The organism is Arenivirga flava, from assembly GCF_030161575.1.
Classification (GTDB): Bacteria; Actinomycetota; Actinomycetes; order Actinomycetales; family Microbacteriaceae; genus Arenivirga; species Arenivirga flava.
Genome location: NZ_BSUL01000001.1, coordinates 3,126,075 through 3,142,081 on the forward strand (window position 1 = coordinate 3,126,075; position 16,007 = coordinate 3,142,081).

At 71.8% G+C, this 16,007-nt stretch carries 14 protein-coding genes and 1 pseudogene; 11 read left to right on the plus strand and 4 right to left on the minus strand.

The annotated features are described in order from the left end of the window. Window positions 1-10 precede the first annotated feature (10 nt). The 5 genes from QQK26_RS15400 (at window position 11) to QQK26_RS15420 (ending at window position 6,143) form a co-directional block, all read left to right on the plus strand. Entirely contained in the window at window positions 11-931 is a 921-nt protein-coding gene (locus QQK26_RS15400) for an ABC transporter ATP-binding protein (RefSeq protein ID WP_284228799.1), read from the plus strand. Next, complete coding sequence (locus tag QQK26_RS15405) at window positions 928-1,728, plus strand: ABC transporter permease (protein ID WP_284228801.1); 801 nt, start codon at window positions 928-930, stop codon at window positions 1,726-1,728. The genes QQK26_RS15400 and QQK26_RS15405 overlap by 4 nt, the downstream gene beginning before the upstream one ends. Before the next feature lie 159 nt (window positions 1,729-1,887). After that, window positions 1,888-2,724 (plus strand): HtaA domain-containing protein, encoded by an 837-nt coding sequence (locus QQK26_RS15410; protein WP_284228803.1) that lies wholly within the window; start codon window positions 1,888-1,890, stop codon window positions 2,722-2,724. A 109-nt stretch (window positions 2,725-2,833) separates the two neighbouring features. Further along, window positions 2,834-3,820 (plus strand): heme/hemin ABC transporter substrate-binding protein, encoded by a 987-nt coding sequence (locus QQK26_RS15415; protein ID WP_284234342.1) that lies wholly within the window; start codon window positions 2,834-2,836, stop codon window positions 3,818-3,820. Between the two features lie 124 nt (window positions 3,821-3,944). Next, entirely contained in the window at window positions 3,945-6,143 is a 2,199-nt protein-coding gene (locus tag QQK26_RS15420; protein WP_284228805.1) for an HtaA domain-containing protein, read from the plus strand. Window positions 6,144-6,290: 147 nt separating this feature from the next. Here QQK26_RS15420 and QQK26_RS15425 read toward each other — a convergent pair. The 3 genes and pseudogenes from QQK26_RS15425 to QQK26_RS15435 all read right to left on the minus strand — a co-directional run bounded on the left by QQK26_RS15425 (window position 6,291) and on the right by QQK26_RS15435 (window position 8,667). After that, window positions 6,291-7,039, minus strand: a pseudogene (locus QQK26_RS15425) (ABC transporter ATP-binding protein). Further along, window positions 7,039-7,857 (minus strand): ABC transporter permease, encoded by an 819-nt coding sequence (locus tag QQK26_RS15430; RefSeq protein ID WP_284228807.1) that lies wholly within the window; start codon window positions 7,855-7,857, stop codon window positions 7,039-7,041. The pseudogene QQK26_RS15425 and the gene QQK26_RS15430 overlap by 1 nt, the downstream one beginning before the upstream one ends. A 117-nt stretch (window positions 7,858-7,974) precedes the next feature. Next, window positions 7,975-8,667 (minus strand): phosphocholine cytidylyltransferase family protein, encoded by a 693-nt coding sequence (locus QQK26_RS15435; RefSeq protein WP_284228809.1) that lies wholly within the window; start codon window positions 8,665-8,667, stop codon window positions 7,975-7,977. Window positions 8,668-9,364: 697 nt separating this feature from the next. Between QQK26_RS15435 and QQK26_RS15440 the strand changes: the two genes are divergently transcribed. From QQK26_RS15440 to QQK26_RS15450, 3 genes are read left to right on the plus strand one after another with little or no spacing between them, the layout of a single operon-like run. Then, window positions 9,365-10,117 (plus strand): ABC transporter ATP-binding protein, encoded by a 753-nt coding sequence (locus QQK26_RS15440; RefSeq protein WP_431308021.1) that lies wholly within the window; start codon window positions 9,365-9,367, stop codon window positions 10,115-10,117. After that, window positions 10,093-11,667, plus strand: coding sequence for a hypothetical protein (locus tag QQK26_RS15445; protein ID WP_284228811.1), 1,575 nt, complete (start codon window positions 10,093-10,095; stop codon window positions 11,665-11,667). The genes QQK26_RS15440 and QQK26_RS15445 overlap by 25 nt, the downstream gene beginning before the upstream one ends. A 59-nt stretch (window positions 11,668-11,726) precedes the next feature. Beyond that, window positions 11,727-11,990 (plus strand): DUF3039 domain-containing protein, encoded by a 264-nt coding sequence (locus tag QQK26_RS15450; RefSeq protein ID WP_284228813.1) that lies wholly within the window; start codon window positions 11,727-11,729, stop codon window positions 11,988-11,990. A gap of 418 nt (window positions 11,991-12,408) precedes the next feature. Here the strand turns inward: QQK26_RS15450 and QQK26_RS15455 are convergent, their stop codons facing one another. After that, window positions 12,409-13,707 carry a nicotinate phosphoribosyltransferase gene (locus tag QQK26_RS15455; protein ID WP_284234344.1) on the minus strand — a complete coding sequence of 433 codons (1,299 nt, stop codon included), beginning with the start codon at window positions 13,705-13,707 and terminating at the stop codon, window positions 12,409-12,411. A gap of 81 nt (window positions 13,708-13,788) precedes the next feature. On the opposite strand from QQK26_RS15455, the gene murI reads away from it, so the two are divergent. Genes murI through rdgB form a run of 3 tightly spaced genes read left to right on the plus strand, consistent with a single transcriptional unit; the run spans window position 13,789 to window position 15,983 of the window. Further along, on the plus strand, window positions 13,789-14,619 hold the full coding sequence (murI, locus tag QQK26_RS15460; RefSeq protein WP_284228815.1) for a glutamate racemase: 831 nt from the start codon (window positions 13,789-13,791) through the stop codon (window positions 14,617-14,619). Between the two features lie 45 nt (window positions 14,620-14,664). Beyond that, entirely contained in the window at window positions 14,665-15,396 is a 732-nt protein-coding gene (gene rph / locus QQK26_RS15465) for a ribonuclease PH (RefSeq protein ID WP_284228816.1), read from the plus strand. Continuing rightward, window positions 15,393-15,983, plus strand: coding sequence for an RdgB/HAM1 family non-canonical purine NTP pyrophosphatase (gene rdgB, locus QQK26_RS15470; protein ID WP_284228817.1), 591 nt, complete (start codon window positions 15,393-15,395; stop codon window positions 15,981-15,983). Before rph ends, rdgB begins: the two co-directional genes overlap by 4 nt. The last annotated feature ends 24 nt before the right edge of the window (window positions 15,984-16,007 follow it).

A 16,007-nucleotide genomic window follows, 5' to 3' on the forward strand; every position in this document is an offset into this window, starting at 1 on the left:
GGAGCGCCGCATGGCGAGACGAGGATCACCCATCGAGGTCAGGAACCTCACCAAGCAGTACGGGAGCGCGCGGGCCGTCGACGACCTGAGCTTCACGGTCGAGCCGGGCCGGGTCACCGGCTTCCTCGGCCCGAACGGCGCGGGCAAGACCACGACGCTGCGCAGCCTGCTGGGGCTCATCCGCCCCACCTCCGGCTCCGCGACGATCGGCGGCAAGCGCTACGCGGAGCTCGACAGCCCGCTCACCACGGTCGGCGCCGCCCTCGAGGCGAACAGCTTCCACCCCTCGCGCAGCGGTCGCGGGCACCTCGCCATCCAGGCGAAGGCCGCGGGCGTACCAGCGGCCCGCGTGGACGAGGTGCTGCTGCGCGTCGGCCTCGCCGAGGCCGGCTCGCGCAAGGTCGGCGGCTACAGCCTCGGCATGCGCCAGCGCCTCGGCCTCGCCGGAGCACTGCTCGGCGACCCGTCGGTGCTCGTGCTCGACGAGCCGATCAACGGGCTCGACCCGGAGGGCATCCGCTGGATGCGCTCGTTCCTCAAGGTGCTCGCCGAGGAGGGGCGCACGGTGCTGATCAGCTCGCACCTGCTCAGCGAGGTGCAGCAGACGGTCGACGAGCTCGTCATCATCGCGAAGGGCCGGCTCGCCTACCAGGGCGACCTGGCCGGCCTCGCCGGCGAGACCACCGTCACGGTCGACGCCCCGCGCCGGGCCGAGCTGCAGGCGGCGCTCGCGCCGCACGCCGCGGTGCAGCCGCTGCCGAACGGTCTCGTCGTCACTGGCCTCGACGCCGAGCAGGTCGGCGCGCACGCCTTCGCCGCGGGCATCCCGCTGAGCGCTCTGAGCACGACCGCGAGCGGGCTCGAGGACGTCTTCCTGAACCTCGTGACCGGCGAGCATACGACCACCGCGATGGAAGGAGCGGGGCGATGACCCTCATCCGCTCGATCAGCGCCGAGAGCGCGAAGCTCTTCGGCCTCAAGACCTGGTGGATCCTGCTGCTCGTCATGGTGGCGTACGTGGGCGCCTTCGCGGCCGGCATGGCCGCGATCTTCGGTGGTCTGCTCGGCGGCGATCAGCCGATCGAGGGCATCGCGGTCGCCGAGCTCGTCTACAGCCTGGGCAGCACGATCGCCTACGCCTTCCCGGTGCTCGTCGGCGCCTTCATCGTCACAGCGGAGTTCCGTCACGGCACCCTCACGCCCACCTTCCTCGCCACGCCGTCCCGTGCGGTCGTGCTCTCGGGCAAGGTCGTCGTCGCGGCGATCGTCGGCGCGGTCTTCGGCCTCGGCATCGTGCTCGCCTCGGTGGTGCCGGGTGCCGCGGTGCTCGGGGCGACGGGCGCCGAGACCGGGCTGGACGACCCCGACGTGTGGCTGATCATGGCGCGCACCGTGCTCGCCATGGCGATCTGGGCGGTGCTCGGCCTGGGGCTCGGCTCGGTGTTCCGCAACCAGGTGGTCGTCATCGTGATCGTGCTCGCGTTCACGCAGTTCCTCGAGCCCACCCTGCGCGTCGCGCTCGGCTTCACCGACCTCAACGCGAGCGTCGGGCAGTTCCTGCCGGGCGCCGCGGGCGACGCGCTCGTCGGGGGCAGCTCCTTCAACGCCATGATGGGCGGCGGGGGCGACCAGCTCGACTGGTGGCAGGGCGGGCTGGTGCTCGGCGGCATGGCCGCGGTGCTCGTGCTCATCGGGGCGCTGACCACCTGGCGACGCGACGTCGACTGACGGTCCTGGCGTGCATCCGCTCGACTGACGACGCGCGCGGATGCACGGGACGGGGCGGATCGCGCACGGCGCGTCCGCCCCGTCCGCCGTTCCCGGGCCGACCTCCTCGGAACTGGGATAGGTTAGGAGTTCCTAACCTCTCGCAGTCCTGGAGCCCCCATGCGCCCCCACCGCCTCCGTCACTCCGCGCCCGTCCTCGCGACGGCCCTGCTCGGCGGCGCGCTGCTCCTGCCCGCGTCGACCGTCGCTGCGGCGATGGAGGCGCCGACCGAGGGCTGCACCGTCGCCGACGCGAGCATCACCTGGGGCTTCAAGGAGTCGTTCCGCTCCTACATCTCCGGCTCGATCGCCAAGGGCACCTGGGAGGTGCTCGACGGCGCGACCTACGAGACGCCGTCCTTCGGCTTCAGCGGAGGCACGGGCACGGCGGACGCGGAGGCCGGCACGGGCTCGATCGCGTTCGGCGGTGCCATCCGCTTCACCGGGCACGGCGGCCTGCTCGACACGACCGTCGCCAACCCCACGATCGAGCTGACCGGACCGGATGCGGGCCGCCTGCTGCTCGATCTGCGCAGCGTGCCGATGGAGGCCGCGATGGCCGGGCAGACCGACGCCGAGACGCTGATCCAGGTGCCCTTCGCCGATCTCGACCTCTCCGGCGCGACGATCGTGCAGGACGGCGGGACGCTGACCATCGGCGGCGACGCCGTACCCGCCGCGATCACCGCCGAGGGCTTCGAGGCGTTCGGCAGCTACGAGGCCGGCACGGCGCTCGACCCGCTGACCTTCAGTGCGACGGGCACGTGCGCGGTTCCGACCGCCGCCGAGGCGACCGAGCCGTTGCCGGCCGCGTCGGAGGGGCCGGCGCTGGCGGCCGGTGACGACGACGTGCCGTCGCCCGGGCTCATCATCGCCATCGTCGGCGGCCTGATCGCCCTCGCCGGCGGAGTGACCGCGGCCATCGTCGCCGGCCGCAGGAAGTCCGGGGCGGCGTGATGCGGCGCACGGCGGGCATCCCCTCGGGATCCTCGCGATCGTCGCGCTGGCCGCCTGCGCCGGCCCGTCCGGCAGCGGGCCGCTCGAGGCCGTCGCCGAGCAGCCGCGGGTGCCGCTCAGCGAGCTCGCTACCCTCGACGATCCCGGGGCGTACGTGGGGGAGTCGACCGCTCTCGTCGCCGACGCCGCCATCGAGCCGGTGCTCGACGACCCGCGGCCCGAGCTGCCGGTGACGATCGCCTCGCACGACCTGGCGGGCGATGTGGAGGTCACCGTCGACGACGCCTCGCGCATCATCGCCATGGATCTCTCCGGGTCGCTCGCCGCGACCGTCTGGGGCCTCGGCCTCGGCGGCTCCCTGGTCGGCCGCGACGTCTCGACGACCTTCCCCGGCAGCGAGGACCTGCCGGTGGTCACCTCCGGTGGGCACAGCGTCAACGCCGAATCGGTGCTCGGGTTGGACCCTTCCGTCGTGATCACCGACGGCAGCATCGGGCCGAACGACGTGGTGCTGCAGCTGCGCGATGCCGGCGTGCCGGTGGTCTTCGTCGACACCGCGACGTCGTACGAGGGCGCCGAGCAGCAGGCCCGCGAGGTCGCCGCGGCGCTGGGCGTGCCGGAGGCGGGGGAGCTGCTCGCCGAGCGCATCCGCTCCGACATCGCGGACGCCGTGCGGCAGATCGCGGCGATCGCTCCGCAGGACGAGTCCGAACGGCTGCGCATGGCGTTCCTCTACCTGCGCGGCTCGGCGGGCGTCTACTACCTCTTCGGCGAGGAGTCCGGAGCGGATGAGCTCATCACCGCGCTCGGCGGCATCGACGCGGCGGGCGAGATCGGCTGGACCGGCATGATACCGGCAACGGACGAGGCGTTCACCGAGCTGGACCCGGACCTCATCCTCGTCATGACCGACGGCCTCGAGTCGGTCGGCGGCGTCGACGGCCTGCTGGCCGAGAAGCCAGCGATCGCCCTGACCGCCGCAGGGGAGCACCGCCGCTTCGTCGACATGGCCGACGGCCAGGTGCTCTCCTTCGGCCCGCGCTCGGCCGAGGTGCTCGACGCGCTCGCCCGCGCGATCTACGCGCCCGAGGCCTGAGCCTTCCTCCGTTACCGTTCCGTGATCGGCGGATGCCCATGCGTCCTTAAGGTAAGGCTAAGCTCAGTGAGGCTGCCCTCACTTCCGGGCGCCGACCCGACTCACAGCACCAGGAGGTCTTGTCGTGCACAGAACCAGGAGGGCGCCCGGACGGCGCACCCTCTCGAGCATCGCGATCGGAGCGCTGCTCGCGAGCGCGGCGGCCTTGGGCGTCGCGGCCCCGGCGAATGCGGCCGCAGCCGTGCCCACGCTGACGCTCTCCCAGGCGACGGGCCTCGACCCCGCAGGTCAGACGATCACGGTCACGGGGACGAATTTCGATCCGAACCAGGCGATCTACCTCGTCGAGTGCCCCGACGTGCCTCTGGCGCAGGTCTCCTTCGCGATGGCGTTCAGCTGCCAGTCGACCGCCAAGCGCGTCGTGCCGATCGACGATCCGTCGCCTTCCCCCACGGTCGTCCGTTTCGCCGCCGACGGCTCGTTCACCACCGAGCTCACCGTGCAGCCTCGGGCGAACGGCACCGCGGTCTTCACCCTCGCCGACCACACCGGCATGGATGTTCGCACGCAGGACGCCAAGGCGTCCGTCACCTTCGCCGAGCCGATCCCCCTGCCCTCGCTCGAGCTGTCGAAGTCCGCTGACCTCGACCCGGCCGGCGAGACGGTGAGGGTGACGGGGAGGCACTACGACCCGAACCAGGCCATGTACCTCATCGTGTGCGATGAGGCGCCGGTCGACGAGATCGATTTCAGGTTCGCCCAGTCCTGCACGGCTGGCGCCAAGCGCATCGTGCCGATGGACGACCTCACCGCCTCGCCGACGGCCGTCCGCTTCGCGGATGACGGCTCGTTCAGCACAGAACTGCACATCACGCCCAGGAGCGGCTCGACTGCCGTCTACACCCTGGCCGACCACACGGGCATGGACGTCCGCACACAGGACGTCAAAGTTCCAGTGAGCTTCGCCACGGTCGTCTCACCCGAGCCTGAGCCTGAGCCCGAGCCCGAGCCCGAGCCCGCGCCTGAGCCCGCTGCACCGGCAGTGACCGTGGCCCCGGGCACGGCACTCGACCCGAACGTCGCCAACACCCTCACGATCTCCGGCACCGGGTTCACCGGTCCGGGTGCCGCGAACGGCGCCTACGTCGTCTTCGGTGCGAAGACGCAGTGGGCTCCCGGGACCAAGCCCGGCCAGAACGCTTGGATCGCGCAGACTCACGTTCCGAAGGGCTCGATCGCCGATGGCGCCTTCACGACGACGCTCACCATCCCTCGCGGTGAGCTCGAGCCGGGCACCGAGTACCAGGTCGGCACGTTCGCCGCGCACGGTCTGTCGCAGTCCGACCGCACCCTCGACACGTCGACGACCATCACCGTGCAGGACGTCGCCGTGAAGCCCGCGATCAACCTCAGCGTCGACACCGTTCTGCAGGGCGGCGAGCTCACCGTGCGCGGCGCCGGCCTCGCTGCCGGCAAGACCGCCGTCGTCACGGTCAACTCCGACCCCTACGAGCTCGGCCGCACCACGGTCGGCAGCGACGGACGCTTCTCGGTCACGGGCGCCCTGCCCGCGGACTTCGCGACCGGCGAGCACACCGTGACGGTGTCGGTGGACGGCGTCGAGCTCGCCTCCGCTCCGCTCACGGTCGCCGCGGCGATCCTGCCCGCGGCCGTCGAGGCGCCGCCCGCAGAGACCTGCACGGCCCGTGCCGTCCGCGGCGCGAGCATCTCGTGGAACGTCAAGGAGAGCTTCCGCAGCTACGTCCAAGGTGGCACCGCGAAGGGTTCGTACTCGATCAACTGGGGCGGCGGCAACGGCGCGTTCAACACCGAGGACGACCGCGGTCGCGTCGCCTACAGCGGCTCGGCCACCTTCTCCGGTCACAGCGGCGCGCTCGACATGACCCTGTCGAACCCGCGCATCCAGGTGGCGAGCGCCACCAGCGCCTCGCTCATCCTCGACGTGCGCTCGGCCGGGCTCGGCTCCAACCCGGGTGTGGATGCGAGCGGCGTCGTCTTCGCGACCCTGCGCCTGCCCGCGGCGACCGAGTCCGCGGACCGCATCAGCTGGAGCGGCGCCTCGGCGACGCTCACGGCCGCCGGAGCCGAGGCCTTCGCCGACTTCTACGACGCCGGCGAGGCCCTCGACCCCGTGTCGTTCAGCTTCCCGCTGGGCGCCGAGGTGGAGTGCGACGCCACCACCAGCACGACGCTCGCCAGCACCGGTTCCGAGCAGGGCGCTCAGACGCTCTGGATCGGCCTCGGTCTGCTGGTGCTCGGCGCGGGTGTCTTCGCCCTCCGCCGCCGCACCGCCGGCGTCTGACCCCGGTGCCGGGCCGCGACGCGCGGCCGGCACCGCACGAGCCCCGTCCCGCATCCCGCGGGGCGGGGCTCCGTCGTCCCGCGGTGACGGCCGAGCGGATGCGGGACCACGCAGGCCGCATCCGCTCGGTGCGATGGGGAGGGGCGCCTACGCCTGGTCGGCGTTGTAGCGCTCCACGACCTCGTCGATCGGGCCGTCGAGCAGCAGGCGGCCGCCCTCGAGGTAGAGGCCGCGGGTGCAGAAGCGGCGCAGGTCGCGCTCGGAGTGCGAGACGAAGAACAGCGTGCGCCCCTCCGAGAGCATCTCCTCGATGCGGGCGTAGCACTTCTCCCGGAAGCCCTTGTCGCCGACCGCCAGCACCTCGTCGACGAGCAGCACGGGCTCCTCGACGCGCGACATGACCGAGAACGCGATGCGCACCTTCATGCCGCTCGAGAGGTGCTTGTAGGGGTGTCGACGAAGTCGCCGACGCCGGCGAAGTCGATGATCTCGGCGAAGGCGTCGTCGATCTCGGCCTTCGACATGCCGTGCAGTCCCGCGGTCAGGTACACGTTGTCGCGCACGCTCAGGTCATCGACGAAGCCTCCGGTGATCTCGATCAGCGGAGCGACGCCGCCGTTCACGCGCACGCTCCCCTCATCCGGAAGCTGCACCTCGGCGACGAGCTTCAGCAGCGTCGACTTGCCCTGGCCGTTGCGGCCGACGACGCCGATCGCCTCACCGGCGCGCACCGTGAAGCTGACGTCGCGCAGCGCCCAGAACTCGTCGGGCCGCTTGCGGCGCAGGTTGCCGGAGAGCAGGTCCTTGAAGCTGCGACGTCCGCGACGGTTGCGGCGGTAGCTGATGCCCAGGCCCTCGACCTCGATCATCGGGTGCCCCTCGGTGACCGCGGCCATCACAGCTCCTTCAGCACGGCGCGCTCGCACCGCTTGAACACGAGCAGGCCGATGCCCAGGATCGCGAGGCTCATCGCGGCGCCGATGCCGATCGTGAGCCACTCGAGCTCCTGCGGGAAGAACGCCGAGCGGTAGAGCGCGAAGATGCCGGCGAGCGGATTGAAGGACGCGAGCAGATGCAGCGACTGCGGCAGCAACGCGAAGCTGTAGACGATCGGCGTCGCGTAGAACATGAAGCGCATGATGAGCTTCACGGCCCGCTCGAGGTCGCGGAAGAACACGACGATCGGTGCGACGATCAGGCCGAGACCGACGATGAGCGCGGCCTGCAGGATGATCGCCGGGATCCAGAGCAGCGCGGTCCAGTGCAGCGTGAGGTCCGACTCCGCGTCGAAGAGCGCGAAGGCGAGAGCGAAGCCCGCGAGCACCGGGATCGAGAGCAGGAACTCGATGCCCTTCGACGCCACGACGCGCAGCACCCAGATGCTGCGCGGCAGCTTCGTGGAGCGCACGAGCTTGGCGTCCTTGAGGAAGGCCCGCGTCGACTCGTTGATCGACGTGCTGAACCACATCCACGGCAGCAGGCCGCAGAGCAGGAACACGATGTACGGGTCCTCGCCGACGTCGCGCTTGATGACCACCGTGAAGACGAACCAGTAGATCGCCGACATCATCAGCGGATCGAGGATCGACCAGAGGTAGCCGAGCACGGAGGTCGTGTAGCGCACCCGCAGGTCGCGCTGCGTCAGCAGCCAGAGCGAGTGCCGGTACCGCGCGAACGGGCTGCGCGCGGCGCGCGCAGTTGGTGCGGCGGTCATCCGCTCATCATATTGGGCGCGCCGGAGTGAGCGGGCCCGCGCACGACGAAGGGCGACCGGATGCTCGAAGCATCCGGTCGCCCTCCGGTCGCGCGCCGCAGCGGCGCGTCATGACGCTCAGACGAAGAGGTTCGCCCGCTCCAGGTCCTCGGCGAAGTCGACCTCGACCGCGTACAGGTCGGAGATGTCGACCGGCTCGATGCGCACGCCGTCCTGCTCGATGGCGAGCTCGAGGCCGCGCTCGAAGTAGTCCTGGTCGCCGACGCGGGCCAGCTGGCGCACGAGGGCCGCCTTCTGGTGCGAGGCGATGTAGTTGATGCCCACGGCCTCGCCCAGACCGCCCTTGACGGTCTTCGACAGCTCCTTGATGAAGCCCTCGGCGTCGGTCGTGTACTTGACCTCCTCGTCGCTCACCTTGGCGGTGTTGACGGTCACGAAGGACTGGTCGCGGGCGACGAGCTTGGCCGCGCGGCGCAGCGCCTCGGGGTCGAAGACGACGTCGCCGTTCATCCAGAGCGTGCCGCCACTGCCGCCGGCGCGCAGCGCGCGCAGCAGGCTCTTCGACGTGTTCGTCTGGTCGTACTCCTCGTTGTAGACGAAGTCGGCGTCGGGGAACGCCTCGACGATGTGCTCGAGCTTGTAGCCGACCACGATGGTGACCTTGGCGTCCGCGCCGAAGGCGGCGTGGATGTTGTCGAACTGCTGCTGCATGATGGTGCGGCCGTCGCTGAGCTCGGTCAGCGGCTTCGGCAGCGAACGGCCGAGGCGGCTGCCCATCCCGGCGGCGAGGATGACGATCTGCGTGCTCACGTGGAGTACCTCCCTGATACGTCGTGAATGCGGGAGGGACATGGCGGCGTCGTTCGCTCGCCATTCACCCGCAGGTGGCTTGCTAGACACGACGACGTGCCTCCTCGATCATGACAGAGCGCCTGCGATTCCGCGGTGAAGCGCTTGCTCTGTGGCCAATTCGTGACCCGCGCTCCAACCTCCCGGCGGCGTCCTCGGCCGTTGGTACGGTGGTGCGGTGGAGTCGAAGAATACCCCCGAACTGGGCACGGATGCCGAGTTTCCTGTGAACGCGCAGGAACCGGTTGCGGAGACCTCCGGCAGCGACCCCGAACCCTCCTCGGAGGAGTCGGCTCCCGCGAAGCCCGCGCGGGCGCCGCGCAAGCCCGTCGCGCGCAAGCCGACGACGAAGCCGGCCGGGGCGGCCGCGACGGACGCGCCGGTCGATGAGACCGAGCTGCCGGGAGCCGCTGCGGCCGCGACGAAGCCCTCGACCGCCGCGCGCAAGCCCGCCGCGGCGAAGGCGACGGCCGGGACGACCGGTGCCAAGCGACCCGCCGCGCGCAAGACGGCTGCCGCGAAGACGACCGCGGGAGCGAAGACGCCTGCGGAGACGCCTGCAGCCGCGAAGAAGCCCGCCGCCGCGAAGAAGCCCGCCGCACGCAAGCCCGCTGCCCGCAAGCAGCCCGCGCCGCCGCCGGCGCCGCCGAAGCCCGTGGTGCTGCAGGTCAGCGGTCTCGAGAAGCGATTCGGCCAGAAGGTCGCCGTCGCCGGGATCGACCTCGAGGTGCGCGAGGGCTCCATCTACGGCGTGGTCGGCCCCAACGGCGCAGGCAAGACGACGACGCTCTCGATGGCCACGGGACTGCTCCGTCCTGATGCGGGCGCCGTGACCGTCCACGGCGCCGACGTCTGGGGCGACCCCGAGAAGGCCAAGCGCAACATGGGCGTGCTGCCCGACCGGCTGCGGCTCTTCGACCGCCTCACCGGTGCGCAGCTGCTGCACTACTCCGGCGTGCTGCGCGGGCTCGACGTCGCCGAGGTGCGCCGGCGCAGCGCCGACCTCGTCGCAGCCTTCGGCCTCGAGGAGGCGACGGGCCGGCTCGTCACCGACTACTCCGCCGGCATGACCAAGAAGATCGCCCTGGCGTGCGCGATGATCCACTCGCCGCGCCTGCTCGTCCTCGACGAGCCCTTCGAGTCGGTCGACCCGGTCTCGGCGGCGAACGTCACCGAGATCCTGCAGCGGTACGTGGCCAGCGGCGGCACGGTGGTGCTGTCGAGCCACAGCATGGACCTCATCCAGCGCGTCTGCGACACGGTCGCGGTGGTCGTCGACGGCCACATCCTGGCCTCCGGGCCGGTCGACGAGGTGCGCGCGGGCGCGACCCTCGAGGAGCGCTTCGTCGAACTGGCGGGCGGACGCAAGGCAGCGGAGGGCATGGAGTGGTTGCACACCTTCTCCGACTGAGGCTCAGCCTCTTCGCGAACAACTTCAAGCGGTCCCCGTGGCAGGTCGTCGGCCTGGTCGTCGGCCTGCTCTACGGCGGCATCATGGCGGTCGTGCTGCTCGGCGGTCTCATCGCGCTGCGCTTCGCGCCGCTCGACATCGCCCGGCCCGCGGTGGTGCTCGGCGGTGCGCTCGTGCTGATCGGCGCGCTCGTCGTGCCGCTGCTGATGGGCAGCGACGACGACCTCGATCCGCGTCGCTTCGCGCTCTTCGGCATCCCGCTCGACCGGCTGGTGCGCGGGCTGTTCCTCGCCGGGCTGGTCGCGATCCCGTCCGTCGTGCTGGCGCTGGCCGGGATCGCGCAGATCGTCACCTGGAGCCGCGATCCGCTCGCCCTGGCGCTCGCCATCCCGGTCGCGGCGCTCGTGCCGCTCGCCTGGGTGCTGGGTGCGCGGCTCACGACGAGCATCGCCTCGCTCTTCCTCTCCACCCGCCGCGCCCGCGAGTGGACCGGCATCATCGCACTGCTGCTCGTCCTGATGGTCTCGCCCGTGTTCGTGCTGCTCGGCCAGGTCGACTGGTCGGAGGACGGCGCGGATGTGGTGAGCCTGCTCGCATCCATCGCCGGGTGGACGCCGTTCGGCGCGGTCTGGGCGGCTCCCGCCGACGCTGCCGCGGGACTCGTCGGGCCGGCGCTGCTGAAGCTGCTGATCGGCCTCGCGTACGTGGCGCTGCTCTGGTTCGGCTGGCGCGCGATGGTGGCTCGGATGCTCTCGGCCCCGGACCACGAGGGGGCGGCGAAGGAGTACTCGGGCCTCGGCTGGTTCGATCGCATGCCCGGCACCCCGACCGGGGTCATCGCCGCGCGCAGCTTCGTCTACTGGCTGCGCGACCCGCGCTACCGGGCCTCCCTGCTGGTGCTGCCGATCGTGCCGATCGTGATGATCGTGCCGCTGGCCGTGTCGGGCGTGTCCACGGAGGTGCTCGCGCTCATCCCGGTGCCGATGATCGCGCTGTTCCTCGGCTGGAGCCTGCACGACGATGTCGCCTTCGACAGCACCGCGTTCTGGATGCACGTGGCCTCCAACGTGACCGGTCGCGCCGATCGCTTCGGTCGCCTCGTGCCCGCCCTGACGATCGGCCTGCCGGTCGTGCTCCTCGGTTCGGTCGTGAGCGCTTGGGTGCACGGCGACTGGTCGGTGCTCGGCTCGATCCTGGGCGTGAGCCTGTTCACGCTGCTGTGGGGTCTGGGGCTGTCGAGCGTCATGTCGGCGGCGTTCCCGTACCCGGTGGTGCGCCCCGGCGACAACCCGTTCACGCAGCCGCAGTCCGGCGGCGGACTGACGGCGCTGCTGCAGTCGCTCACGTTCCTCGGCACCCTCGTGGCCGCGGTGCCGGTCATCGTGCTCGCCGCGCTCGGACTGTTCCTCGACCCCGGCTGGCACGTGGCGGCGCTCATCGTCGGCGCGGTGCTCGGCGGCGCGTCCCTCGTCGGCGGCGTGGTCTGGGGAGCGCGCATCTTCGAGCGCCGCGCGCCCGAGCTGCTCGCGTTCACGATCAAGCACGACTGACCTGTCGTTTGCGCCGCCGTCCCCGCCGTGCGCGGGCGCCGAGGCTTATCATCGAGGGCATGAGCAGCAACGAGCCGACCGGCGGTGGCACCGACGTCCTGGACCGCGAGCTCGAGGAGCTCCTGAACCAGGAGGCCATCGAGCCGGGCGACCACGAGCGCTTCTCGCACTACGTGCCGAAGGACAAGATCCTCGAGTCCGCGATGACCGGCAAGCCGGTGCGCGCGCTCTGCGGCAAGAAGTGGACCCCGGGGCGCGACCCGGAGAAGTTCCCGGTCTGCCCGGCCTGCAAGAAGGTCTACGAGAAGATGAAGGCCGAGTAGCACTCGGCCGCACCACGAAGGGCTCCGCCGCGGCGGGGCCCTTCGTCATTCCGGGGCGGCGCATTCGGCCCGGCTTCGGGCGGGCCCGGGAACCAGCCGCGCCCCCGGCCGCGTCCGCGGCACGGGCGCCGCGCATCCGCGCGCCGCGCATCCGCTCGCCCAGCTGGCAAACCGGCACCAGTTCCCAAATGACGGAGATTCGAGCGGATGCACGCCTCATCCAGCCCGGAAGTGCTCGAAATCAAGCCCTAAGGCTTGTTGCCGCCGATCGAGCGCCCGACAGTTCCGTCATTTGGCACAGGGGAGCTGGGGGCCGGGAAGCTGGGGGCCGGGAAGCTGGGGGCTGGGGGCTGGGGGCTGGGAGCAGAGTGCGGAGGCGGGGAGCAGCTTGGCGGCGAGCAGCGGGGATCGGGGTGCGTCAGTCGATGAGGGTGGGGATGCCGGCCTCGTCGCTGCGGCCGATGCGCAGCGCCTCGCGGGGGAGCTCGCCCATCGCGTAGGCGTGGTGGGCGCGGGCCGCCGTGACGCCCGCCGGGCCGGTCCAGCGCTCGTCGACGGCGCCATCGACGACGAGCGGCACGAGCAGCTCGCGGGCGCGCTCGGGCGGCAGCCCCCGGGTGCGCACGATCTCGGCGATGGCGGTGCCCCGCGCATCCGTCTGCCGCCAGGCGCGCTTGCGCCCGCCGACGCTGGCCTTCGAGGCGCTGCGCTTCGCCACGGGCACCCAGGCGCCGTCGTCGTCGACGTGCGCGACCAGCTTGTAGACCATGCCCGCGGTCGGGGCTCCCGAGCCCGTCACGAGCGACGTGCCCACGCCGTAGGAATCGACGGGGGCGGCGCGGAGCGCGCCGATGGTCGCCTCGTCGAGGTCGTTGGTGACGGTGATACGGGTGCCGGTGGCGCCGAGCCCGTCGAGCTGGGCGCGCACCTCGGCGACGAGCGCGGGCAGGTCGCCGCTGTCGAGGCGCACCGCGCCGAGGCCGGTGCCGGCGACGCGCACGGCGGTCTCGACGCCCTGGCGCACGTCGTAGGTGTCGACCAGCAGCGTGGTGCCGGGGCCGAGCGCCTCGACCTGGGCGCGGAACGCCTGCTCCTCGCTGTCGTGCAGCAGCGTGAAGGCGTGCGCCGCGGTGCCCATGGTGGGCACGCCCCAGGCGCGACCGGCCTCGAGGTTGCTGGTCGCCGAGAAGCCGGCGATGTACGCGGCGCGCGATGCGGCCACGGCGGAGACCTCGCCCGTGCGGCGCGAGCCCATCTCGCTGAGCGGGCGGCCGTCGGCGACCGACACCATCCGTGCCGCGGCGGCGGCGACCGCGCTGTCGTGGTTGAGGATGCTGAGGATCACCGTCTCGAGCAGCACCGTCTCGGCGAAGCCGCCCTCGAGCACGAGGATGGGGGAGTTCGGGAAGAAGGGCTCGCCCTCGCGGTAGCCGTGCACCGTGCCGGTGAAGCGGTAGTCGGCGAGCCAGGCGAGGGTCGCCGGCGTGACGACGTTCTCGCGCTCCAGCCAACCGAGCTCCTCGTCGCCGAAGCGGAAGTCGCGGATCGCGTCGAGCATGCGGCCGGTCCCGGCGACGACGCCGTAGCGGCGACCGTTCGGCAGCGAGCGGGCGAACACCTCGAAGACGCTGCGGCGGTGCGCGGTGCCGGCGCGCAGGGCGGCATCGACCATCGTCAGCTCGTAGCGGTCGGTGAGGAAAGCGGTCGTGCCGGTCACCGCGCCAGCCTAGCCATCCGCGCCGGGGGCCCATCCCATCCGGGCGGGACGGCCAGGCGCCCCGCACTAGACTCGACCCCCGTGAACGATGCGCCGATCGGAGTCTTCGACTCGGGAGTGGGCGGCCTGACGGTCGCCCGGGCGATCATCGACCAGCGGCCGAACGAGAGCATCCTCTACGTCGGCGACACCGCGCACTCGCCGTACGGGCCGAAGCCCATCGCCGAGGTGCGCCGCTACGCGCTCGAGGTGCTCGACGACCTCGTCGCCCAGGGCGTGAAGCTGCTCGTCATCGCCTGCAACACCGCCAGCGCCGCCATGCTGCGCGACGCGCGCGAGCGCTACGACGTGCCCGTCGTCGAGGTCATCCAGCCCGCCGTGCGCCGCGCCGTGAAGACCACCCGCAACGGGCGGGTCGGCGTGATCGCGACCGCCGGCACCATCGGCTCGCGCGCCTACGACGACGCCTTCGCCGCCGCCCCGCACCTCGAGCTCTTCTCGAACGCCTGCCCGCGCTTCGTCGAGTTCGTGGAGGCCGGCGTCACGAGCGGGCCCGAGCTGCTCGCCGCCGCCGAGGAGTACCTGGCACCGCTGCGCGCCGCCGACGTCGACACCCTCGTGCTCGGCTGCACGCACTACCCCTACCTCAAGGGCGCGATCTCCTACGTGATGGGTGAGGACGTGACGCTCGTCTCGAGCGACGTCGAGACCGCCAACGATGTGTACCGCGTGCTCGCCGACCGCCGCATCGAGCGCACCGCCTCGACGCCGCCGACCTACCGCTTCCGCGCCACCGGCGAGAGCGAGGACGAGTTCCTGCGCCTCGCGCACCGCTTCCTCGGCCCCGAGGTGAACACGGTGTCGCTGGTGGAGACCGGCGCGATCGCCCTGCCGCGCGACCTGCGCGCCTGACCCGACCCTCCGCATCCGTCCATCCCCTCGAGAAGGAGCACCCCCATGAGCGAGACCCGCGTCGACGGCCGCAGCAACGACCAGCTGCGCCCCATCACGATCGAGCGCGGCTGGAGCGCCCAGGCCGAGGGCAGCGCGCTCATCAGCTTCGGCGGCACGAAGGTGCTGTGCACCGCCAGCTTCACGAACGGCGTGCCGCGCTGGATGGCCGGCAAGGGCAAGGGCTGGGTGACGGCCGAGTACTCGATGCTGCCGCGATCGACGAACGAGCGGATGCAGCGCGAGAGCATCAAGGGCAAGGTCGGCGGCCGCACCCACGAGATCAGCCGGCTCATCGGCCGCAGCCTGCGCGCCGCCGTCGACATGAAGGCGCTCGGCGAGAACACCATCGTCATCGACTGCGACGTGCTGCAGGCGGACGGCGGCACCCGCACCGCCGCGATCACCGGCGCCTTCGTCGCGCTCGTCGACGCCATCGAGTGGGGCCGCGAGAAGAAGTTCATCGGGCAGAAGGCGCAGGCGATCGTCGACAGCATCCAGGCGGTCTCCGTCGGCATCATCGATGGCACGCCGATGCTCGACCTCGCCTACACCGAGGACGTGCGCGCGGAGACCGACATGAACGTCGTCATGACCGGCCGCGGTCTCTTCATCGAGGTGCAGGGCACGGCCGAGGGCGCGCCCTTCGACCGCGAGGAGCTGAACGCGCTGCTCGAGCTCGGCACCGTCGGCAACGCCGAGCTGGCCCGCATCCAGGCCGAGGTGCTCGAGCAGTGAGCACCGTCGTGCTCGCCACGCACAACCAGCACAAGGTGCGCGAGCTGGGCGAGATCCTCGGCCCGCAGCTCGGCGGCATCGAGCTCGTCGCCTACGACGGCCCCGCCCCGGTCGAGGACGGGCTGAGCTTCACGGCGAACGCGTTCATCAAGGCCCGCGCCGCGGCGGCGCACACCGGGCTGCCGGCCCTCGCCGACGACTCGGGCATCTGCGTCGACGTGCTGGGCGGCTCGCCCGGCATCTTCTCGGCGCGCTGGGGCGGCCCGGCGCGCGACGCCGACGCGAACCTGGAACTGCTGCTCTGGCAGCTCGCCGACGTGGCCGACGAGCATCGCGGCGCGCAGTTCGCCTGCGCGGCGGCGCTCGTGCTGCCCGACGGCCGCGAGCACGTGGAGGAGTCGCGCTGGCGCGGGAGCATCCTGCGCGAGCGCACCGGTGCGGGCGGGCACGGCTACGACCCGATCTTCCGCCCCGAGGGCTCCGCGATCTCGGCCGCCGAGATGACCGCCGCCGAGAAGAACGCGGTCTCGCACCGCACGCAGGCGTTCAGCGCCCTGCTGCCGACCCTGCGCGAGCTGCTCGGCTGAGCGCTCCTGCGCGCCGCCCCCTGC

Bases quoted from the DNA above. Each gene is read 5' to 3' on its own strand.
- QQK26_RS15400 (WP_284228799.1), top strand. From the start codon at position 11: ATGGCGAGACGAGGATCACCCATCGAGGTCAGGAACCTCACCAAGCAG.
- QQK26_RS15405 (WP_284228801.1), top strand. From the start codon at position 928: ATGACCCTCATCCGCTCGATCAGCGCCGAGAGCGCGAAGCTCTTCGGC.
- QQK26_RS15410 (WP_284228803.1), top strand. From the start codon at position 1,888: ATGCGCCCCCACCGCCTCCGTCACTCCGCGCCCGTCCTCGCGACGGCC.
- QQK26_RS15430 (WP_284228807.1), bottom strand. From the start codon at position 7,857: ATGACCGCCGCACCAACTGCGCGCGCCGCGCGCAGCCCGTTCGCGCGG.
- QQK26_RS15450 (WP_284228813.1), top strand. From the start codon at position 11,727: ATGAGCAGCAACGAGCCGACCGGCGGTGGCACCGACGTCCTGGACCGC.
- rph (WP_284228816.1), top strand. From the start codon at position 14,665: ATGAGCGAGACCCGCGTCGACGGCCGCAGCAACGACCAGCTGCGCCCC.